The sequence below is a fragment of the Micromonospora sp. CA-246542 genome, assembly GCF_050942905.1.
GTDB lineage: Bacteria > Actinomycetota > Actinomycetes > Mycobacteriales > Micromonosporaceae > Micromonospora.
Genome location: NZ_CP192040.1, coordinates 4600974 through 4615632, shown reverse-complemented (window position 1 = coordinate 4615632; position 14659 = coordinate 4600974). Strand labels below are relative to the sequence as shown.

The 14659-nt window shown below is 69.4% G+C and carries 17 protein-coding genes and 1 pseudogene; 7 read left to right on the top strand and 11 right to left on the bottom strand.

The window, feature by feature from the left end; all coding sequences use genetic code 11:
- Positions 1-81: 81 nt before the first annotated feature.
- Complete coding sequence (locus ACQP0N_RS21470; RefSeq protein ID WP_433113560.1) at positions 82-651, bottom strand: TetR/AcrR family transcriptional regulator; 570 nt, start codon at positions 649-651, stop codon at positions 82-84.
- 325 nt (positions 652-976) lie between these two features.
- Positions 977-1585, bottom strand: a complete 609-nt coding sequence (locus tag ACQP0N_RS21465) for a TetR/AcrR family transcriptional regulator (protein WP_433113558.1) — start codon at positions 1583-1585, stop codon at positions 977-979.
- A 106-nt stretch (positions 1586-1691) separates the two neighbouring features.
- On the opposite strand from ACQP0N_RS21465, the gene ACQP0N_RS21460 reads away from it, so the two are divergent.
- The 3 genes from ACQP0N_RS21460 to ACQP0N_RS21450 all read left to right on the top strand — a co-directional run bounded on the left by ACQP0N_RS21460 (position 1692) and on the right by ACQP0N_RS21450 (position 4123).
- A complete protein-coding gene (locus tag ACQP0N_RS21460; RefSeq protein WP_433121734.1) occupies positions 1692-2327 on the top strand; it encodes a hypothetical protein in 636 nt (211 codons plus the stop codon).
- A 1-nt stretch (position 2328) separates the two neighbouring features.
- Positions 2329-3750, top strand: a complete 1422-nt coding sequence (locus ACQP0N_RS21455) for a dihydrolipoyl dehydrogenase family protein (RefSeq protein ID WP_433113556.1) — start codon at positions 2329-2331, stop codon at positions 3748-3750.
- A 67-nt stretch (positions 3751-3817) separates the two neighbouring features.
- Positions 3818-4123, top strand: a complete 306-nt coding sequence (locus ACQP0N_RS21450; protein ID WP_363661138.1) for a hypothetical protein — start codon at positions 3818-3820, stop codon at positions 4121-4123.
- Between the two features lie 131 nt (positions 4124-4254).
- On the opposite strand, the gene ACQP0N_RS21445 is transcribed toward ACQP0N_RS21450, so the two are convergent.
- Positions 4255-4800, bottom strand: coding sequence for a TetR/AcrR family transcriptional regulator (locus ACQP0N_RS21445; RefSeq protein ID WP_433113552.1), 546 nt, complete (start codon positions 4798-4800; stop codon positions 4255-4257).
- Positions 4801-4939: 139 nt separating this feature from the next.
- On the opposite strand from ACQP0N_RS21445, the gene ACQP0N_RS21440 reads away from it, so the two are divergent.
- Entirely contained in the window at positions 4940-5740 is an 801-nt protein-coding gene (locus tag ACQP0N_RS21440; RefSeq protein ID WP_433113549.1) for an SDR family NAD(P)-dependent oxidoreductase, read from the top strand.
- A gap of 34 nt (positions 5741-5774) precedes the next feature.
- Here the strand turns inward: ACQP0N_RS21440 and ACQP0N_RS21435 are convergent, their stop codons facing one another.
- Positions 5775-6347: a TetR/AcrR family transcriptional regulator gene (locus tag ACQP0N_RS21435; RefSeq protein ID WP_433113546.1), complete on the bottom strand. Its 573-nt coding sequence runs from the start codon at positions 6345-6347 to the stop codon at positions 5775-5777.
- Between the two features lie 120 nt (positions 6348-6467).
- Between ACQP0N_RS21435 and ACQP0N_RS21430 the strand changes: the two genes are divergently transcribed.
- Positions 6468-7406: an NAD-dependent epimerase/dehydratase family protein gene (locus tag ACQP0N_RS21430; protein ID WP_433113543.1), complete on the top strand. Its 939-nt coding sequence runs from the start codon at positions 6468-6470 to the stop codon at positions 7404-7406.
- A gap of 43 nt (positions 7407-7449) precedes the next feature.
- Here the strand turns inward: ACQP0N_RS21430 and ACQP0N_RS21425 are convergent, their stop codons facing one another.
- Positions 7450-7848, bottom strand: coding sequence for a VOC family protein (locus tag ACQP0N_RS21425; RefSeq protein WP_355047765.1), 399 nt, complete (start codon positions 7846-7848; stop codon positions 7450-7452).
- A 94-nt stretch (positions 7849-7942) separates the two neighbouring features.
- On the opposite strand from ACQP0N_RS21425, the pseudogene ACQP0N_RS21420 reads away from it, so the two are divergent.
- Positions 7943-8068 (top strand): annotated as a pseudogene (locus ACQP0N_RS21420) (transcriptional regulator); the annotation flags it as partial.
- 117 nt (positions 8069-8185) lie between these two features.
- A complete protein-coding gene (locus tag ACQP0N_RS21415) occupies positions 8186-8956 on the top strand; it encodes a helix-turn-helix transcriptional regulator (protein ID WP_433121732.1) in 771 nt (256 codons plus the stop codon).
- Positions 8957-8983: 27 nt separating this feature from the next.
- Here the strand turns inward: ACQP0N_RS21415 and ACQP0N_RS21410 are convergent, their stop codons facing one another.
- The 6 genes from ACQP0N_RS21410 to ACQP0N_RS21385 are packed head-to-tail and all read right to left on the bottom strand — an operon-like array spanning position 8984 to position 14575.
- On the bottom strand, positions 8984-9319 hold the full coding sequence (locus ACQP0N_RS21410; RefSeq protein WP_433113540.1) for a DUF4387 domain-containing protein: 336 nt from the start codon (positions 9317-9319) through the stop codon (positions 8984-8986).
- Positions 9309-10682, bottom strand: coding sequence for an acyclic terpene utilization AtuA family protein (locus ACQP0N_RS21405; protein ID WP_433113537.1), 1374 nt, complete (start codon positions 10680-10682; stop codon positions 9309-9311). The genes ACQP0N_RS21410 and ACQP0N_RS21405 overlap by 11 nt, the downstream gene beginning before the upstream one ends.
- 29 nt (positions 10683-10711) lie before the next feature.
- The gene (locus tag ACQP0N_RS21400) at positions 10712-12376 is read right to left on the bottom strand and encodes an FAD-binding dehydrogenase (RefSeq protein ID WP_433113534.1); all 1665 of its coding nucleotides are present in this window, start codon (positions 12374-12376) and stop codon (positions 10712-10714) included.
- Positions 12373-12960 (bottom strand): NAD(P)-dependent oxidoreductase, encoded by a 588-nt coding sequence (locus ACQP0N_RS21395; RefSeq protein WP_433113531.1) that lies wholly within the window; start codon positions 12958-12960, stop codon positions 12373-12375. Before ACQP0N_RS21395 ends, ACQP0N_RS21400 begins: the two co-directional genes overlap by 4 nt.
- Positions 12873-13319, bottom strand: coding sequence for a hypothetical protein (locus ACQP0N_RS21390; protein WP_433113528.1), 447 nt, complete (start codon positions 13317-13319; stop codon positions 12873-12875). Before ACQP0N_RS21390 ends, ACQP0N_RS21395 begins: the two co-directional genes overlap by 88 nt.
- Positions 13316-14575, bottom strand: coding sequence for an MFS transporter (locus tag ACQP0N_RS21385; protein WP_433113525.1), 1260 nt, complete (start codon positions 14573-14575; stop codon positions 13316-13318). Before ACQP0N_RS21385 ends, ACQP0N_RS21390 begins: the two co-directional genes overlap by 4 nt.
- Between the last annotated feature and the right edge of the window lie 84 nt (positions 14576-14659).

Genomic DNA, 14659 nt, shown 5'->3' with positions numbered 1-14659 from the left:
CTCAAGCCTCTCGATCGAGATCTCGATGTTCATCGGCGCGCCGCGCCGCGAACCGCTTGCGGTGGTGCGGCCGTCGTCGGGTCAGCGAGTGCCGCGGGTGCGTAACACCGCGTCGAGCGAATCCACGATCCATTCCCAGGATTCCAGCGCGCCGGGAGCGCTGTGTTCGAAACCGCCGGCCAGCTCCAAGCTGACGTAGCCGTGGAACACGCTGCCCAGCATCCGGACCGCGTGGGTCGCGTCCGGCTCGTCCAACCCGTAACCCCGCAAGATCGCCCGAGCCATCTGCGCGTGCTGGACACCGGCACTAGCGGCCGCCGTTTCCCGATCGAGCCGGAGCCGGGTGGCGGCATAGCGGCCCGGGTGTTCCCTGGCGTAGTCGCGGTAGGCGTCAGCGAACGCGGCCAGCGCGTCCCTGCCGGCCCGACCGGCGACGGCATCGGCGACGCGGTCAGCGAGTTCCTTGAGCGCGAACAGCGCGATGCGGATTCTGAGGTCCTGTGAGTTCTTCAGGTGCGAGTACAGGCTCGGGACCTTGACGTCGAACCGCCGAGCGAGCGCCGAGACGGTGACCTGGTCGAAGCCGACCTCGTCGGCCAGTTCCGCCCCTGCTCGGGTCAGCCGCTCCGGCGTCAGTCCTGGTCTGTCCATCACGCCTCCCCTATCTGCCTACAACTATTGTGCTCCTGCCTAATACCTATAGGCAAATCGGTCGTGAGGTTGCAACTGAGGGCAACGTTCCGCCTGGTCGTCTGCGCGTCAGCGCAACGGGGAGTGCCAGGAGCGGTTCAGGGATCGTGGGCGCACCCGAGGATGAGCCCTCGCAACGATTCGCCGAGTTGGGCGACGGCACCGGCTGGGCGATCGTCGTTGGGTTGGTCGTACCCTGCCGCTCGTTGTGCCCGGTGGCTGGTCTGGTCGCCCACCGCCGGGAGCGCCGGTCGCTACGAACCAGAGCAGCCGCCCTGCCGGCGGACTAGCCGGCGGATTCGGTCGACTGGCGCTCGGCGGTGATCCGGAGGAGTCCTTCGATGCCGCGAAGGAAGGTCTCGGACACCAACGCGGGGTCGAAGAGGCATCCGGCTGCCATGGCACCGTCGCGGAGCATGACGAAATGACGCGCGGCGGACTCTGCCGTCTCCTCCTGGACCTGCGCCATCAGCGCGGTGAGCGTGTCCAGGAACCATTGCCGGTGGGCGATGATCTCCTGGCGTACGGGATGTTCCGTGTCCGGATACTCCGCCGCGGCGTTCAGAAACGCGCATCCACGGAACCCCGGGGACTGGATGCTCTCGGCGATCGAGTTGGCGATGGCCAGGAGTGGTGCGACCGGTCGTGCGTCGGCGGTGATGACCGTGTCGACCCCGCCGCGATCCATCTCATGGATCTCGCGCAGGTAGGCGAGGATGAGATCGTCCTTGCTGGGGAAGTGCCGGTAGAAGGTGGCCCGGGTCACCTTCGCCTCGGCGATGATCCGATCTACGCCGACGGAATGGATGCCCTCCGAGTAGAAGATCCTGGTGGCCGTGGCAAGGAGCCGTTGGCGCGCCTCGGAGGGCCGGGCACCGGATGCGGTGGGCGTCATAGCGCCATGATAGCGGATAGAACGTTCGGTCTAAGGGTCTCGACAGTGCTAGCTGGCGGTGGGTAGCGCAGGGTCAGAGGAGTGGATAGAACGTTCGGTCTTGACGATGTGGCTTGAGCCTGTCATGCTGGACGAGACAGAACGATCGGTCTCCCAAACCCCTCCGCTGAAAGGGTCACCCGTGACCACCATTGCTGCTTCGCCCGGCATTTCCCAGACGGCTTCCGCGTTGCGGCGGCTGTACTTCGTCCGCTTCGCGTTCGCCATCGTGTGGGCCCTCGTGACGATCGCCACCGCCAAGGAGATCGGTCCGCTCGCGGTGACGCTCTTCGTGATCTACCCGCTGTTCGACGTGGGCGCCGCCATCTACGACCTCCGTTCGTCGCGGACCACCGGCTCGCCGACCCTGCTGTACGTGAACATCGCGGTAAGCCTGATCACGGCCGTCGGTCTGGGGGTCGCAGGCGCGTCCGGTATCCCCGCCGTTCTGCGGGTGTGGGGCGCCTGGGCGATCGTCGCCGGTCTGGTGCAGTTGATCGTCGGTGTCACCCGTCGCAAGATGGGCGGCCAGTGGCCGATGATCATCAGCGGCGGCATCTCGGTCCTGGCCGGTGGGTCCTTCATCGCCGGCGCCGCCGCGGACAACCCGTCGCTGACCAACGCCGCCGGCTACGCCATTCCCGGTGCCATCTTCTTCCTCATCGCGGCCATCCGTCTCGGCCGCGCCGCGAAGGGCAACTGACATGACCACCATCGAGTACGACGTCATTGTGATCGGTGCCGGTCCGGTCGGGGAGAACGTGGCCGATCGGGTCGTGCAGGGCGGGCTGACCGCCGCGATCGTCGAGCGGGAGTTGGTCGGGGGTGAGTGCTCGTACTGGGCCTGCATGCCGACCAAGGCGTTGCTGCGCAGCGCGTCCGCTTTGCGCGCGGCCCGCCAACTGCCGGGCGCGCGGGAGGCGGTGACGGGAGACCTGGACGCGGCTGCGGTGCTGAGCCGGCGGGACTCCTTCGCATCGCATTGGCAGGACGACGGTCAGGTCTCCTGGCTGGCGTCGGCGGGCATCGCGCTGCACCGCGGTCAGGGGCGGATCAGCTCCGCCCGCGTTGTCGAGGTGACCGGCGTCGACGGTGTCACGACGACGCTGACCGCGCGGCACGCCGTGGTCGTCGCGACCGGCAGCAGCGCCCTGTTGCCGGACATCCCGGGGCTGCGCGAGGCGACGCCGTGGTCCAGCCGCGAGGCCGCTTCGGCCAGTTCGGTTCCCCGTCGGCTCGCCATCATCGGTGGCGGCGTCGTGGCAGCCGAGATGGCGACCGCCTTCGCCGCCCTGGGGTCCGCGGTGACGGTGCTGGCCCGCGACGGACTGTTGCCGTCGGCGGAGCCGTTCGCCAGTGAGCTGGTCACCGAGTCGTTGCGCGAGGCCGGCGTGTCCGTACGCCCCGGCGCGGAGGCCGTCGCCGTCGACCGCGACGACAGTGGAGTCGTCCACATTGAGACCGCCTCCGGCGAGCGGATCGAGGCTGACGAGGTGCTGGTGGCGGTCGGTCGTACGCCGAACACCCAGGACATCGGCCTCGACCGGGTCGGGCTGGCGCCGGGCGCCTGGCTGGCGGTCGACGACACCTTGCGTGTCGTCGGCGGCGGCGAGTGGCTCTATGCGGCGGGCGATGTGAACCGGCGGGTGCTGCTGACCCATCAGGGCAAGTACCAGGCGCGGGCGGTGGGCGACGTGATCGTGGCCCGGGCGAAGGGTGCGAAGGTCGAGGACGGCCGGTGGGGCCGGCACGTGGCGACGGCTGACGAGCGTGCGGTGCCGCAGGTGGTCTTCACCGACCCGGAGATCGCGTCGGTGGGCTTGACCGCGGCTGCGGCCGAGGCGGCTGGGCTGCGGATCCGGGTCGTGGACTACGACCTTGGCGCCGTCGCCGGAGCTTCCCTGCACGCCGACGGCTACCGGGGACACGCCCGGATGGTCGTCGACGAGGACCGCAAGGTGATCGTCGGCCTCACTCTCGCCGGCCCGGACGTCGCGGAACTGATCCACGCCGCGACCATCGCCATCGTCGGCGAGGTCCCGCTGGACCGGCTGTGGCACGCGGTTCCGGCCTACCCGACCGTCAGTGAGGTGTGGCTGCGGCTGTTGGAGACCTACGGCCGCTGAGTTCAGGTCTGCGTCGTTAGTTTTGTCCGAAATAGAACAATCATTCTTCCACTTCGAGGAGAGTCCCGTGCCCACCAAGATCACGATTATCATCGACAACCCGGCGAGCCCCGACGACTTCGAGCGGGCCTACGCGGACGTCAAGGCTGCCGCGGCGAAGTTCCCGAAGCTGCGGCGACTCGAGTCCGCGAAGGTGTGGCCGAAGGAGGATGGCACCGCTACCCCCGCGTACCGGACGCTCGACCTCTACTTCGACAGCTACGAAGACGCCTCCGCCGCAGTCGCGACAACCGTTGCCGCTGATGTCTTCGGCACCCTCGCGGGGACGCAGGTCCCGTTCAAGGGCCTGTTCTCGGACATCGAACAGGCTTGACGATCAGCGCTTCCCGGGCGTAGGCGGAAAGGACGCCTGCGCCCGGTTCGTGCGCTGCGGCGGTCTCGGGGACCGCTTCCGCCGCGGCCGACGAAACACCTGGTCGACCTCGAGCTTCGGGCGGCGATATTTCAGGGTTGGAGCGTGCGCAGCATCAGTGCGAGATAGCGCTGGGAAGCCGTGGCGGCGTCGGGCCCAGCGGCCACGACGACGCCGTGATGGGCGGCGATCAGCAGCCGGAAATCGGCGACGGTCAGGTCGGCGCGGACGGTGCCCATCGCCTGTGCCTGCCGCAGCAGCCGGGCGATGACCCGTTCGGTCTCCTGCCGCTCGTGGTCGAGCCCGCGTCCGGTGACCACCGCCTCGACGTAGGCCCTGGTGAAACCTCTGTCGTGTAACTGGTATGCGCAGAGCGTGCGAATCAGTTCCCGCAGCGCCCGCGCCGGGTCCGGGTCGCGGAGGGCTTCGGCGTGCATGGCCGCGCAATCGTTCCACTGATCGCCGTAGGCGTCCGTGATAAGGCTGTCCCGGGTGGGAAAGCGCCGGTAGACGGTGGCGACGGACACGCCGGCGCTGCGAGCGATCCGAGCCACCGTGACGTCCTCGCCCTTCTCGGCGAAGGCGCGCCGTGCCGCGGCCAGGATTCGGCGTCGCTTCTCCTCGGCGTCCCAGCGCATCAAACGAGCGTACGCGCGGACGTTTCTCCGCATGAGGAAGTGCAACATCCGTACGCCGCGACACCTCAGTCCGTTGCCGGGCGTACGACGAGGGTCGGACCGTGGGACCTGCTTCGATACGCGACACGAAGGGGAGACCATGGAAACGATGGACGGCACGACAAGCCTCGTCACCGGCGCGAGCCGGGGCATCGGCCGCGCGATTGCCAAGCGGCTCGCTGCGGCTGGGTCACTGGTGGTGGTGCACTACGGCACGAGCGAGTCAGCCGCGCAGGAGACCGTCGCGCAGATCACCGAGGCGGGTGGCGCCGCGTTCGCGGTCGGCGCGCAGCTCGGCGTGGCGGGTGATGCCGATCGGCTCTGGGCCGGGGTGGAGGCCGGGTTGGCCGAACGCGGCGCGCCGCGCGGCATCGACGTGCTGGTGAACAACGCGGCGATCGGCGGGGCCACGCCGACGCTGGCCACCGCACGGCCGGATGACTTCGACGAGTTGTTCGCGATCAACGTGAAAGCGCCGTTCTTCGTGATCCAGCGTGGCCTGGACCTGCTCCGCGACGGTGGCCGGATCGTCAATGTCTCGTCCGTCGCCACCCGGGTCGCGATACCCGGCACTCTCGCGTACGCCATGACGAAGGGCGCGATCAACACGTTGAGCGTCACGCTGGCACAGGAACTGGGCGGTCGGGGAATCACGGTGAACGCGGTGATGCCCGGGACCACCGCCACCGAGAACAACGTGGCCTGGTTCGACGCCCAACCGGCGCTACGGGAGGTCGTGACCGGGCTCTCGGCTCTCCGTCGGGTCGGAGAGCCGGCGGATATCGCGGACGTGGTCGCTTTCCTTGCCTCACCGGGCGGGCGATGGGTGACCGGCCAGGTGATCGACGCCTCCGGTGGGACGCATCTCGGTCTCTCCGTCGACCAGGGGCCGCCGGAGTAGAGGCGACGGGGTTGCGTTTCGGTCCCTGCGGCGCTCAGCGGGCCCGGATCCCGTTCAGCACGATGTCGAGGTAGTGGCGGCCGGCGGCGGCTTGCTCCTGCGCGTCGGTGGCTGCATGCATCCGGGCAGAGAAGGCGACTCCACACATCAGTGGCGTCATGTCGGCGAGCGTGACGCCCGGCGCCAGCAGCCCTGCGTCCCTGACCCGTACGAACAGTTTGTTGAACAGCGAGGACAACTGATCGAGCAGGTGCGCGGTGCCCGGCAGCGTGGCCATGGGCGTGGACAGGACCGAGGACAGGGCAGCGTCGAGTAGTTGCGCGTCCACGACCCGGACCAGGAGATCACGGAAAGCCGTCCAGGGGTCGTCCTGCTGCACGGCCCGTTCGCCGGCCTGGATCAGCGTCTCAAGTCCGTCCACCGACACCGCCTCGATCAGCGCCTGAGGCGTCGGGAAGTGCCGGTACACCGTGGCGACGCCAACGCCGGCCACGCGGGCCACCTCGTTCAGCTGAATCGGGGTGCCGTCCGCGACCATCGTCCGGCCAATCTCGATGATCCGCTGGCGGTTGCGTACTGCGTCCTTACGAGGCGGCGGAGCGGTCACTCCTCCAGCATAAGCGGATAACAGCTCCACTTGCTCCCACTTGGAGCCATGGCCCTGAACAGGCGGCTCAGGCCGGTGAAACGGATGGTCCATCCGGTTCGTGCTACAGTTGGCAAACGGATGATCCATCCGTTTCATCGTTCGCTCGGCTCTGGAGAGAACACGCAGATCCTCATCACCGGCGGCACCGGCTACCTGGGCTCGGTGCTCGTCGAACACTTCGTCGCGGCGGGCCACGAGGTAGTAGCGCTGACCCGGTCCCCGGAATCAGCAGCCAAGGCGGCAGAGGCGGGCGCGTCTCCGCTGCTCGGCGATCTGACCGACACCGCGCTCCTTGAGAGGGCTTCCGCGGAAGCCGATGCGGTGGTGCACACCGCGGTCGACTATTTCGGTGGCGAGGACGCGATCAGGGTGGAGGCCACCGCCGTGGAGGCGCTGACCCGTGGGGCGGGCAAGGCGGGCACTGGCAAGCCGTTCCTCTACACCAGCACGAACCTGGTCTACGGGCTCGACCCCGACCATCCCCGCGACGAGGACGCGGAACTGCCGGAGCCGGGCCCGCAGCCCTTCAAGCTCGTCGGCGAGCGACTGGTGCGCGAGGCGGCGGGCCTGAACAGCATCATCATCCGCGCGGGTCTGGTCTACGGTCGGGGCGGCTCGCTGCTGTTGACCAGTCTGATCGACGCCGCGACCCGCTCGGGCGCGGCCACCTACATCGACGCCGGCGACAACGAGTGGACCCCGGTGCATGTGGACGATCTCGCCCGCCTGTACCTGACGGCCCTGGAGCGCCCGGTAGCGGGCACCTACAACGCGGCCGGACCGCGACAGTTCACCTTCCGCGAACTTGCCGAGGCGATCGCGGACCTGACCGGAGCCACCGCGACCTCGATCACCGCCGAACAGGCTGAGAGCGCCATGGGGCCGATGGCCGCGTTGCTCCGATCCTCGGCGCGCATCACCTCCCACAAGGCACGCGACACGTTCGGCTGGAGCACCAGCGGTCCTGCCCTGCCGGAGGACGTGCGCTCCGGCTCCTACCAGGTCGTGAACATCTGAGCCGTTGTCGGTGTGCTGCGCGTGGCAGGAGTGGGGCGAGGCCTCAGCTCGCGAATTTCTCGATGGCGGCCGGGGTGACCGGAGTGAAGAAGTTGACGAGGTTGCCGTCGGGGTCACGGAACAGCAGCGACCGGTTGCCCCAGGGCAGCGTCGTGGGCTCGTTGACGAAGTCTTCGACGACGCCGGTCAGGTTCTGATGCACGCTGTCCACGTCGTCGACGAGGAACTCGATGATCAGGCTGCGGTTGTCCGCCGGTTGAGCGGACCCGGGCGCGAACAGTGAGACGGTGCGAGTGCTGCCGATCGCGAGAGTTCCGGACGTGGTCCGCAGCTCAGCGAAGTCCTCGGTGGCCCAGTCCGCCCGCACTCCCGTGACCCGTTCGTAGAAGTTGACGAGGCGTGCGACATCACCAGTGATGATCCGGACTGAGACGAGGTTCATGGTGATCTCCTAGATCGGGTGGAGCCAGGTGGCACGGCCACGCTAGAACCAATACCGGACAGAATCGGTCCAGTATTCGCGGTAAATTCGGCAGGTGGCTCGACCTACCGCTCAGGTCCTTACCCTGTTGGAGCTCCTGCAGTCGGGCGGCATCCGGACGGTGGCCGAACTCGCCCACCGCCTGGGCGTCGAAGGGCGCACCGTGCGGCGGTACGTGGGTCACCTGATTGACCTCGACGTGCCCGTCGAGTCGGTACGCGGTCGTCACGGCGGGTACCGACTCGCTCCGGGGTACCGCATGCCGCCGCTCATGCTCAGCGACGACGAAGCTCTGGCCGTGCTGCTCGGCCTGGTCGCCGGTCCCCGAACAGGGTTGGCGACGACGTCCGACACGGCGATCGAGACGGCAGCGGCCAAGATCCGGCGCGTACTGCCCGAGCGCCTCGCCCGCCGACTTGGCACCGTGCTCGAGGCCCTCGCCTTCACGGCTCCGCCCGGCGAATTCCGCGCCCCGCAGACGGGGGTTCTTCTCGCTGTCGCCGATGCGGTGCGCCATCACCAGCCGTTGTCGATCAGATACACCACTGCCGACGGCCGGCGCAGTGCACGGACGCTGCACCCGTACGGGCTCGTCGCCCATTCGGGCCGGTGGTACGTCACCGGTGTGGACCCGGAGATCGCCGAGGACCGGACGTTGCGGCTTGATCGGATCAGTGACGCGCGGACCCTTCCCGGCTCTTTCGAGCCACCGGCCGGACTCGATCCGGCGCAGCGCGTTCTTTCGGCGCTCGCCACGGCGCCGTACCGGTATGAGGTGACCCTGCGGATCCAGGCGACGGTGGAGCAGCTCCGTACCCGACTTCCCGCCAGCGTCGCGATCGTGGAGGAGTTGCCGTCGCCGGCAGACGCAGATCTCAACAATGAGGGCTGGCTTCGCGTTGAACTGCGGGCGGAGCGGCTCGACTGGCTGCCCCCGGTGCTCGCGTCGCTCGACCGGCCGTTCGTCATCGAGCGGCCGGACGAACTCCGCGGGCTCGTCACCGCGCTCGCCGACCGGCTCACGGCCAGCGCTCGCAGAGTCCGTCCGGTGCCTGAGCCCAGCCCGTGAAGCGGGATCAGAGAGAGCTTCTCGACGTCAGTGCGGCTCCGGCAGCGAGAGCATGGCCAGGGGCACATGGTGCTGCCCGGCGTGGATGTCGCGGTCGCGCAGGCTGCCCTGCGCCACCGGGCGCGGGAACGAAATCTTGACGACGTTCAGCGCCGGTATCCGGAAGATGCGGATGGCCTCGGCCGGTACGCCGTAGAGGCGGGCGACCAGCGGCGCGTCCAGGAAGCCCGGGTCGGCTACCAGGGCGTACCCGGCAGTGTCGCGCATGAACAGCTCCATCGTCACCCAGAACGGGCCGGCGTTCTTCGACCGAACCTCCAGCGCGAGGTCGGCGACGGTGTGGGGGTGGGCGTTATCGGACAACGCTGTCCTCCGGGAGGTGGATGCGGAAGAGGCTGGTGGGCGAGTCCACGTCCACGACGTGGTTGAGGACGAACTCGTACGCTGCGCCGCGCTCGGTCTCCGCGGGGGAGTAGGGGAACGCGAGGCTGGGCAGGTAGTCCATGTCGGGCGTGGGCAGGTGCAGCATGAGCGGATTGGCGATCTTCGCGACGGCGGTGGCCGTCTGCTGATCCACGGCGCGGACCAGGAGCATCACGCCGACCTCGCGGGGTGTCCGGGTGTCCGGGTCCTTCGCCTCCAGCACGGCGTCGTAGCCGTACATGCGGACGTCGAAGGCGTAGTCGTCGGCACTGAGCCCGAGCGTCTGGGCGACCCGATCCGTGGTGACCCGGCGCAGCAGCTGCGCCCAGGTGGTGATCTGGCCGAGGATGTGCGGGTCGCGGATGGCGGTGAACGACATTGTCTCGTACCCGGTGATCCGGGCCCCTTCAAGCTTGTTGGTGTAGGGGGCCGGCTCGAACCGGGAGCCCTCCACCCGTACCCGCCGCTCGTCCAGGGCCCGGTAGGTGGCGTCGGCGACCATCAGCGTGCCGGCCGGTTCCCGCATCGAGAACGGGTCGGCGGTCTCGTAGAGCATGTGCGCCGCGACCGAGGTGGGCGTGCAGGCGACGGCCGGGTCGAGTGGCTCGATGGTGAAGCCGGTGGCGTCGATGGTGGCGAAGACCCCGCTGGAGCGCGGGTTCGTGGTGCACTGCGCGCCGCACTCGATGATCTTGGCGGCGTGCCAGGTCGGGCCGGCCGGCATGCCGGCCATCAGCGGGAAGGCGGCGGCCACGGCGGTGTCGGTGGCACGCCCGGCCAGTACCACGTCGGCTCCGCCCGCCAGCGCCTCGGCGATCGGCTCATGGCCCATCATCGCGACGATGTGCTGGCAGCTGTCCAACATCGCCGGATCGAGGTCGCCGGCCGGCGGGAGCGGGTGGATCCGTCCCCGGTCGAGATGGTCCTTGAGGTCGGTGGCCCGCTGCTCGCTGTAGATGGTGGCGACCCGCAGGTCCAGCCCTTCCGCAGCCAGGATGCCGCGCGCGATGCCGGCGACCCAGTCCACGCCGGAGTCGGTCCCGCTGGTACCGCACGAGCCGACGATCAGCGGAATACGCGCCTTCGCCGCCGCCCGGAGCAGCAGGCGCAGGTCGCGGGCCACGGCCGCCGCGGTGGTCTTGGCCGTGCCGGTGCCCAGATAGTACGGGCCGGAGTCGGTCGACCCTCCGTCCACGGCGATGACGTCGGCACCGAGTTCCAGCCCACGATCGACGATCTCGGGCGGGAATCCCGAGCCGAGCATGCCGGAGGGCACGAGAATGCGTACGCGGTCGCGGGTCACGGTTTCCTCATTTCGCGGGTACGAGCCGGTCATCCGACGGTGGCGGCCACGGCGCGGCCGGCCTGGCGGCCGGAGAAGAGACAGCCGCCCAGGAAGGTGCCTTCCAGCGCGCGGTAGCCGTGCATGCCGCCACCACCGAACCCACTGGCCTCGCCGGCGGCGTAGAGCCCGGGCACCGGCTGGCCGGCGCCGTCCAGCACCCGACCATCGAGGTCGGTGTGCAGGCCGCCCAGGGTCTTGCGGGTGAGCACATGCAGGCGTACGGCGATCAGCGGCCCGGCCTTCGGGTCGAGGAGTCGGTGCGGCGCCGCGGTCCGCATGAGCCGGTCGCCCCGGTAGTTTCGGAAGTTGCGGATGGCGGCGATCTGCATGTCCTTGGTGAAGCTGTTGGCCAGCTCCCGGTCGCGTGCCTCGATCGTGCGCTGGATGTCGAGCGGGTCCAGCAGAGGCTCGTCGGTGAGCGCGTTCATGCCCTTCACCAGCTCGTCCAGCCGGTCGGCCACGACGAAGTCGGCGCCCCGCTGTTTGAATGCCTCCACCGGCGCCGGCGCGCCGGCACGGAGGCGGCCGAGTACCTGTTTGACGCTGCGACCGGTCAGGTCCGGGTTCTGCTCGGAGCCGGAGAGCGCGAACTCCTTCTCGATGATCTTCTGGGTGAGAATGAACCAGCTGTGGTCGTGGCCGGTGGTGCGCAGGTGGGCGAGCGTGCCGAGGGTGTCGAATCCGGGGTAGAGCGGCACCGGCAGCCGTCGTCCGCGCGCGTCGAGCCAGACGGAGGACGGCCCGGGCAGGATCCGGATGCCGTGCTTGTCCCAGATCGGGTTCCAGTTCTGGATGCCCTCGACGTAGTGCCACATCCGATCCGGGTTGATCACGGCGCCGCCAGCGTCCTGCGTGATGGTCAGCATGCGGCCGTCCACATGGGCGGGAACGCCGCTGATCATGTGGGTGGGCGGCGTACCGAGCCGTGCCGGCCAGTTGCGGCGGACCAGGTCGTGGTTGCCGCCGATACCGCCGGAAGTGACGATGACGGCCTGCGCCGTGTAGGCGAAGTCGCCGATCTCCTCCCGCGAGCTGGCGCTGCCGCGGGCGGCCTCGCTGGGCTCCAGGACCCGGCCGGTGGCACCCACCACCGCGCCGTCGCTGACGGTCAGCGCGTCGACCCGGTGCCGGAAGGCGAACCGGACGAGGCCGCGTCGGGCCGCCTCCCGCACGATCGCGATGAAGGGTTCGAGCAGGCCCGGTCCGGTACCCCAGGTGACGTGGAACCGGGGTACCGAGTTGCCGTGTCCCGTGGCGTCGTAGCCCCCGCGTTCGGCCCAGCCGACGATGGGGAACATCTTGACGCCGAGGCCCCGCAGCCACGCGCGTTTCTCGCCGGCGGCGAAGTCGACGTACGCCTCGGCCCAGCGCCGTGGCCAGGCGTCCTCGGGGCGGTCGAAACCGGCGCTGCCCTGCCAGTCCTGCCAGGCGAGTTCGGTCGAGTCGCGGATGCCCATCCGGCGCTGCTCGGGCGAATCGACCAGGAACAGCCCGCCGAACGACCAGAACGCCTGGCCGCCGAGGCTCTGCTCGGGCTCCTGGTCGAGCAGCAGGACCGATCGGCCGGCGGCGACGAGTTCGGCGGTGGCCACCAGTCCGGCCAGGCCCGCGCCGATCACCATCACGTCCGCGTCCGCTGTCTTGGTGGTCATGCCGGCTCCTTCGGTTCGGTGAGCGAGTGGGCGGGCCGGCCGTCGAGGGCGGCGACGAGTTCCTTGGCACCCTCCATCCCCGCGGCCAGCCGGGCCTCGGCAGTCTGCCCGGCCATGTGCGAGAAGACAGTGATGCCGGCCACGCCGCGCAGGATGCTGTCGGCGGGCAGCGGCTCCACGTCCACCACGTCCAGGGCTGCGCCCGCCAGCCGGCCGGACCGGACCGCCTCGACCAGGGCAACCTCGTCGACGAGCGGCCCACGTGCGGTGTTGATCAGGTGCGCGCCCGGCTTCATCCGAGCGAACGCCGCGCTGTCGATGAGGTGGCGCGTGAGCGGGGTCAGTGCGGTGTGGACCGACACGAAGTCGGCGTCGCGCAGCAACTCGTCGAGCGTGACCCGGGTGACCGGCGCGGGAAGGCTGCCGGTGCACAGCACGGTCATGCCGAAGGCGGCGGCCAGCGGCGCCACCCGCTGGGCCACCGCGCCCCGCCCGATCAGGCCGAGCGTCCGGCCGCGCAGCTCGTGGCCGTCGGCGCGGGGCCAGCCCCGGCGGCCACCCCGGCGGCCATCGGCACCAGGCACCGGGCCTGGGCGAGCAGCAACCCCATGGTGTACTCGGCCACCGCGTTGGCGTTGATCCCGGGCAGGTTGCTCACGCTGATCCCGAGCCGGCCGGCGGCGGCCACGTCGACGGAGTCGTACCCGACTCCGGTACGCACGACGGCGCGCAGGTCGGCTGCCTGGCGCAGCACCTCCGCGGTCATCGGCTCGTTGGCGATCAGCGCCCCCTCGACGCCGGCCAGGGCCGCGATCAACTGCTCCGGCCGGCGTGGTCCCCGCATCGGGTCGTGCCGCGTCGTGAAGCCGAGCCCGGTCAGGTAGGTGTCCACCTCGTCACCGGGGGCGAGATAGTCGGTGGTGATGAGGATGGTCGACATCATTCGCTTCCCATGAGGGTGTCGGCCCGGTTGGCCCGGTGCACACGCTGCAGGCGTTCGAGGCGTACGACGACGAGCATGGCGAGTACGGCGAGCACGGCGATGTAGAGCAGCATCCCGTCCCAGCCGACCAGGTCGATCACCGCGCCGATCAGGGCGGGTCCGCCGAAGCCGCCCAGGTACCAGGTGACCGCGTACAGGCCGGTGTAGGCGCCGAACACCCGGCTGGACGGCGCCAGGTTCCACAGCGCCACCGCCGCGTTGATCGTGAAGGCGGCCGCGCCGGCCGAGGCCACGCAGAACGCGACGACCGTACCGGTGGCAGTCTGCACGATGGCGCCCGCCGCCAGCGCGACGGCGAAGACGGTGATGCCCACGGCGATGATCCGTAGCCGTCCGAAGCGCTCGGCCAGCAGCGCGGCCGGATAGGCGGCAGCCACGTAGACGATGCCGCTGGGCAGGGTGAGCCCGCCCGCGTCGCCGCGGCTCAGGCCCAGTGCCTCCATGCCGTACGGGGTGATCAGCGACCGGGAGGCGAACCATGCCCCGCCGAAGAGCAGGACGGTCAGCAGCAGCAGGAGTCGGCGGCGATCCTGGTCGGTGAAGAGGCCGGAGACGATCTGCCGCAGCGGTTGGCCGACCGGGGCGGGGCCGGCGGAGGCCTCCTCGGCCACTGCGGCCTGGTAGGCCGCAGACTGGCTGTCGCGCACGTTGGCCAGCAGTACGAACGTGGCGGCCAGCATGATCACCGACGGGATGACGAAGGCTGCCCTCGGATGCTCGTCCACCACGAGCAGGCTGATCAGTGACGCGACGATGATGGTCAGCGCGGTCGCGATCTTCACGACGGCGTTCGCCCGGCTGCGCCGTTGCGGGGGTAGGAAGTCCGGCACCAACGACTCCGCCAGCGGTCGTGTGGTGTTGGCGATCAGCGCGTAGCAGAACATCACCACGACCAGCGTGGCCAGCGACGTGGTCCACGGCAGCAGTACGAAGACCAGCGCGGCCAGGGGCATGCCCACCGCGAGGTACGGAATCCGCCGCCCCCACCGGGTCCGGGTGTTGTCGGACCGGTTGCCGATCCAGGGCTGGATGAAGATTCCCAGCAGGTTGTCCATCCCCATCAGCGCGCCCACGAGCGCCGCGCTCGTCACGTGCTCGCGCAGCAGCACGGGCACCTGGTTGTCGTAGAAGTTCCAGGTTGATTCCTGAGCGAAGAGTGCGAGGGCTATGAAGAACGTGATCCGCCGGTTGGACACACGTCCACCTCCTTGTGTCCCGGGTCACGGTAAGTTGCTGTAGCAAACTCGTCAACAGTTGCAAACAAACTTGCTATGTCATGC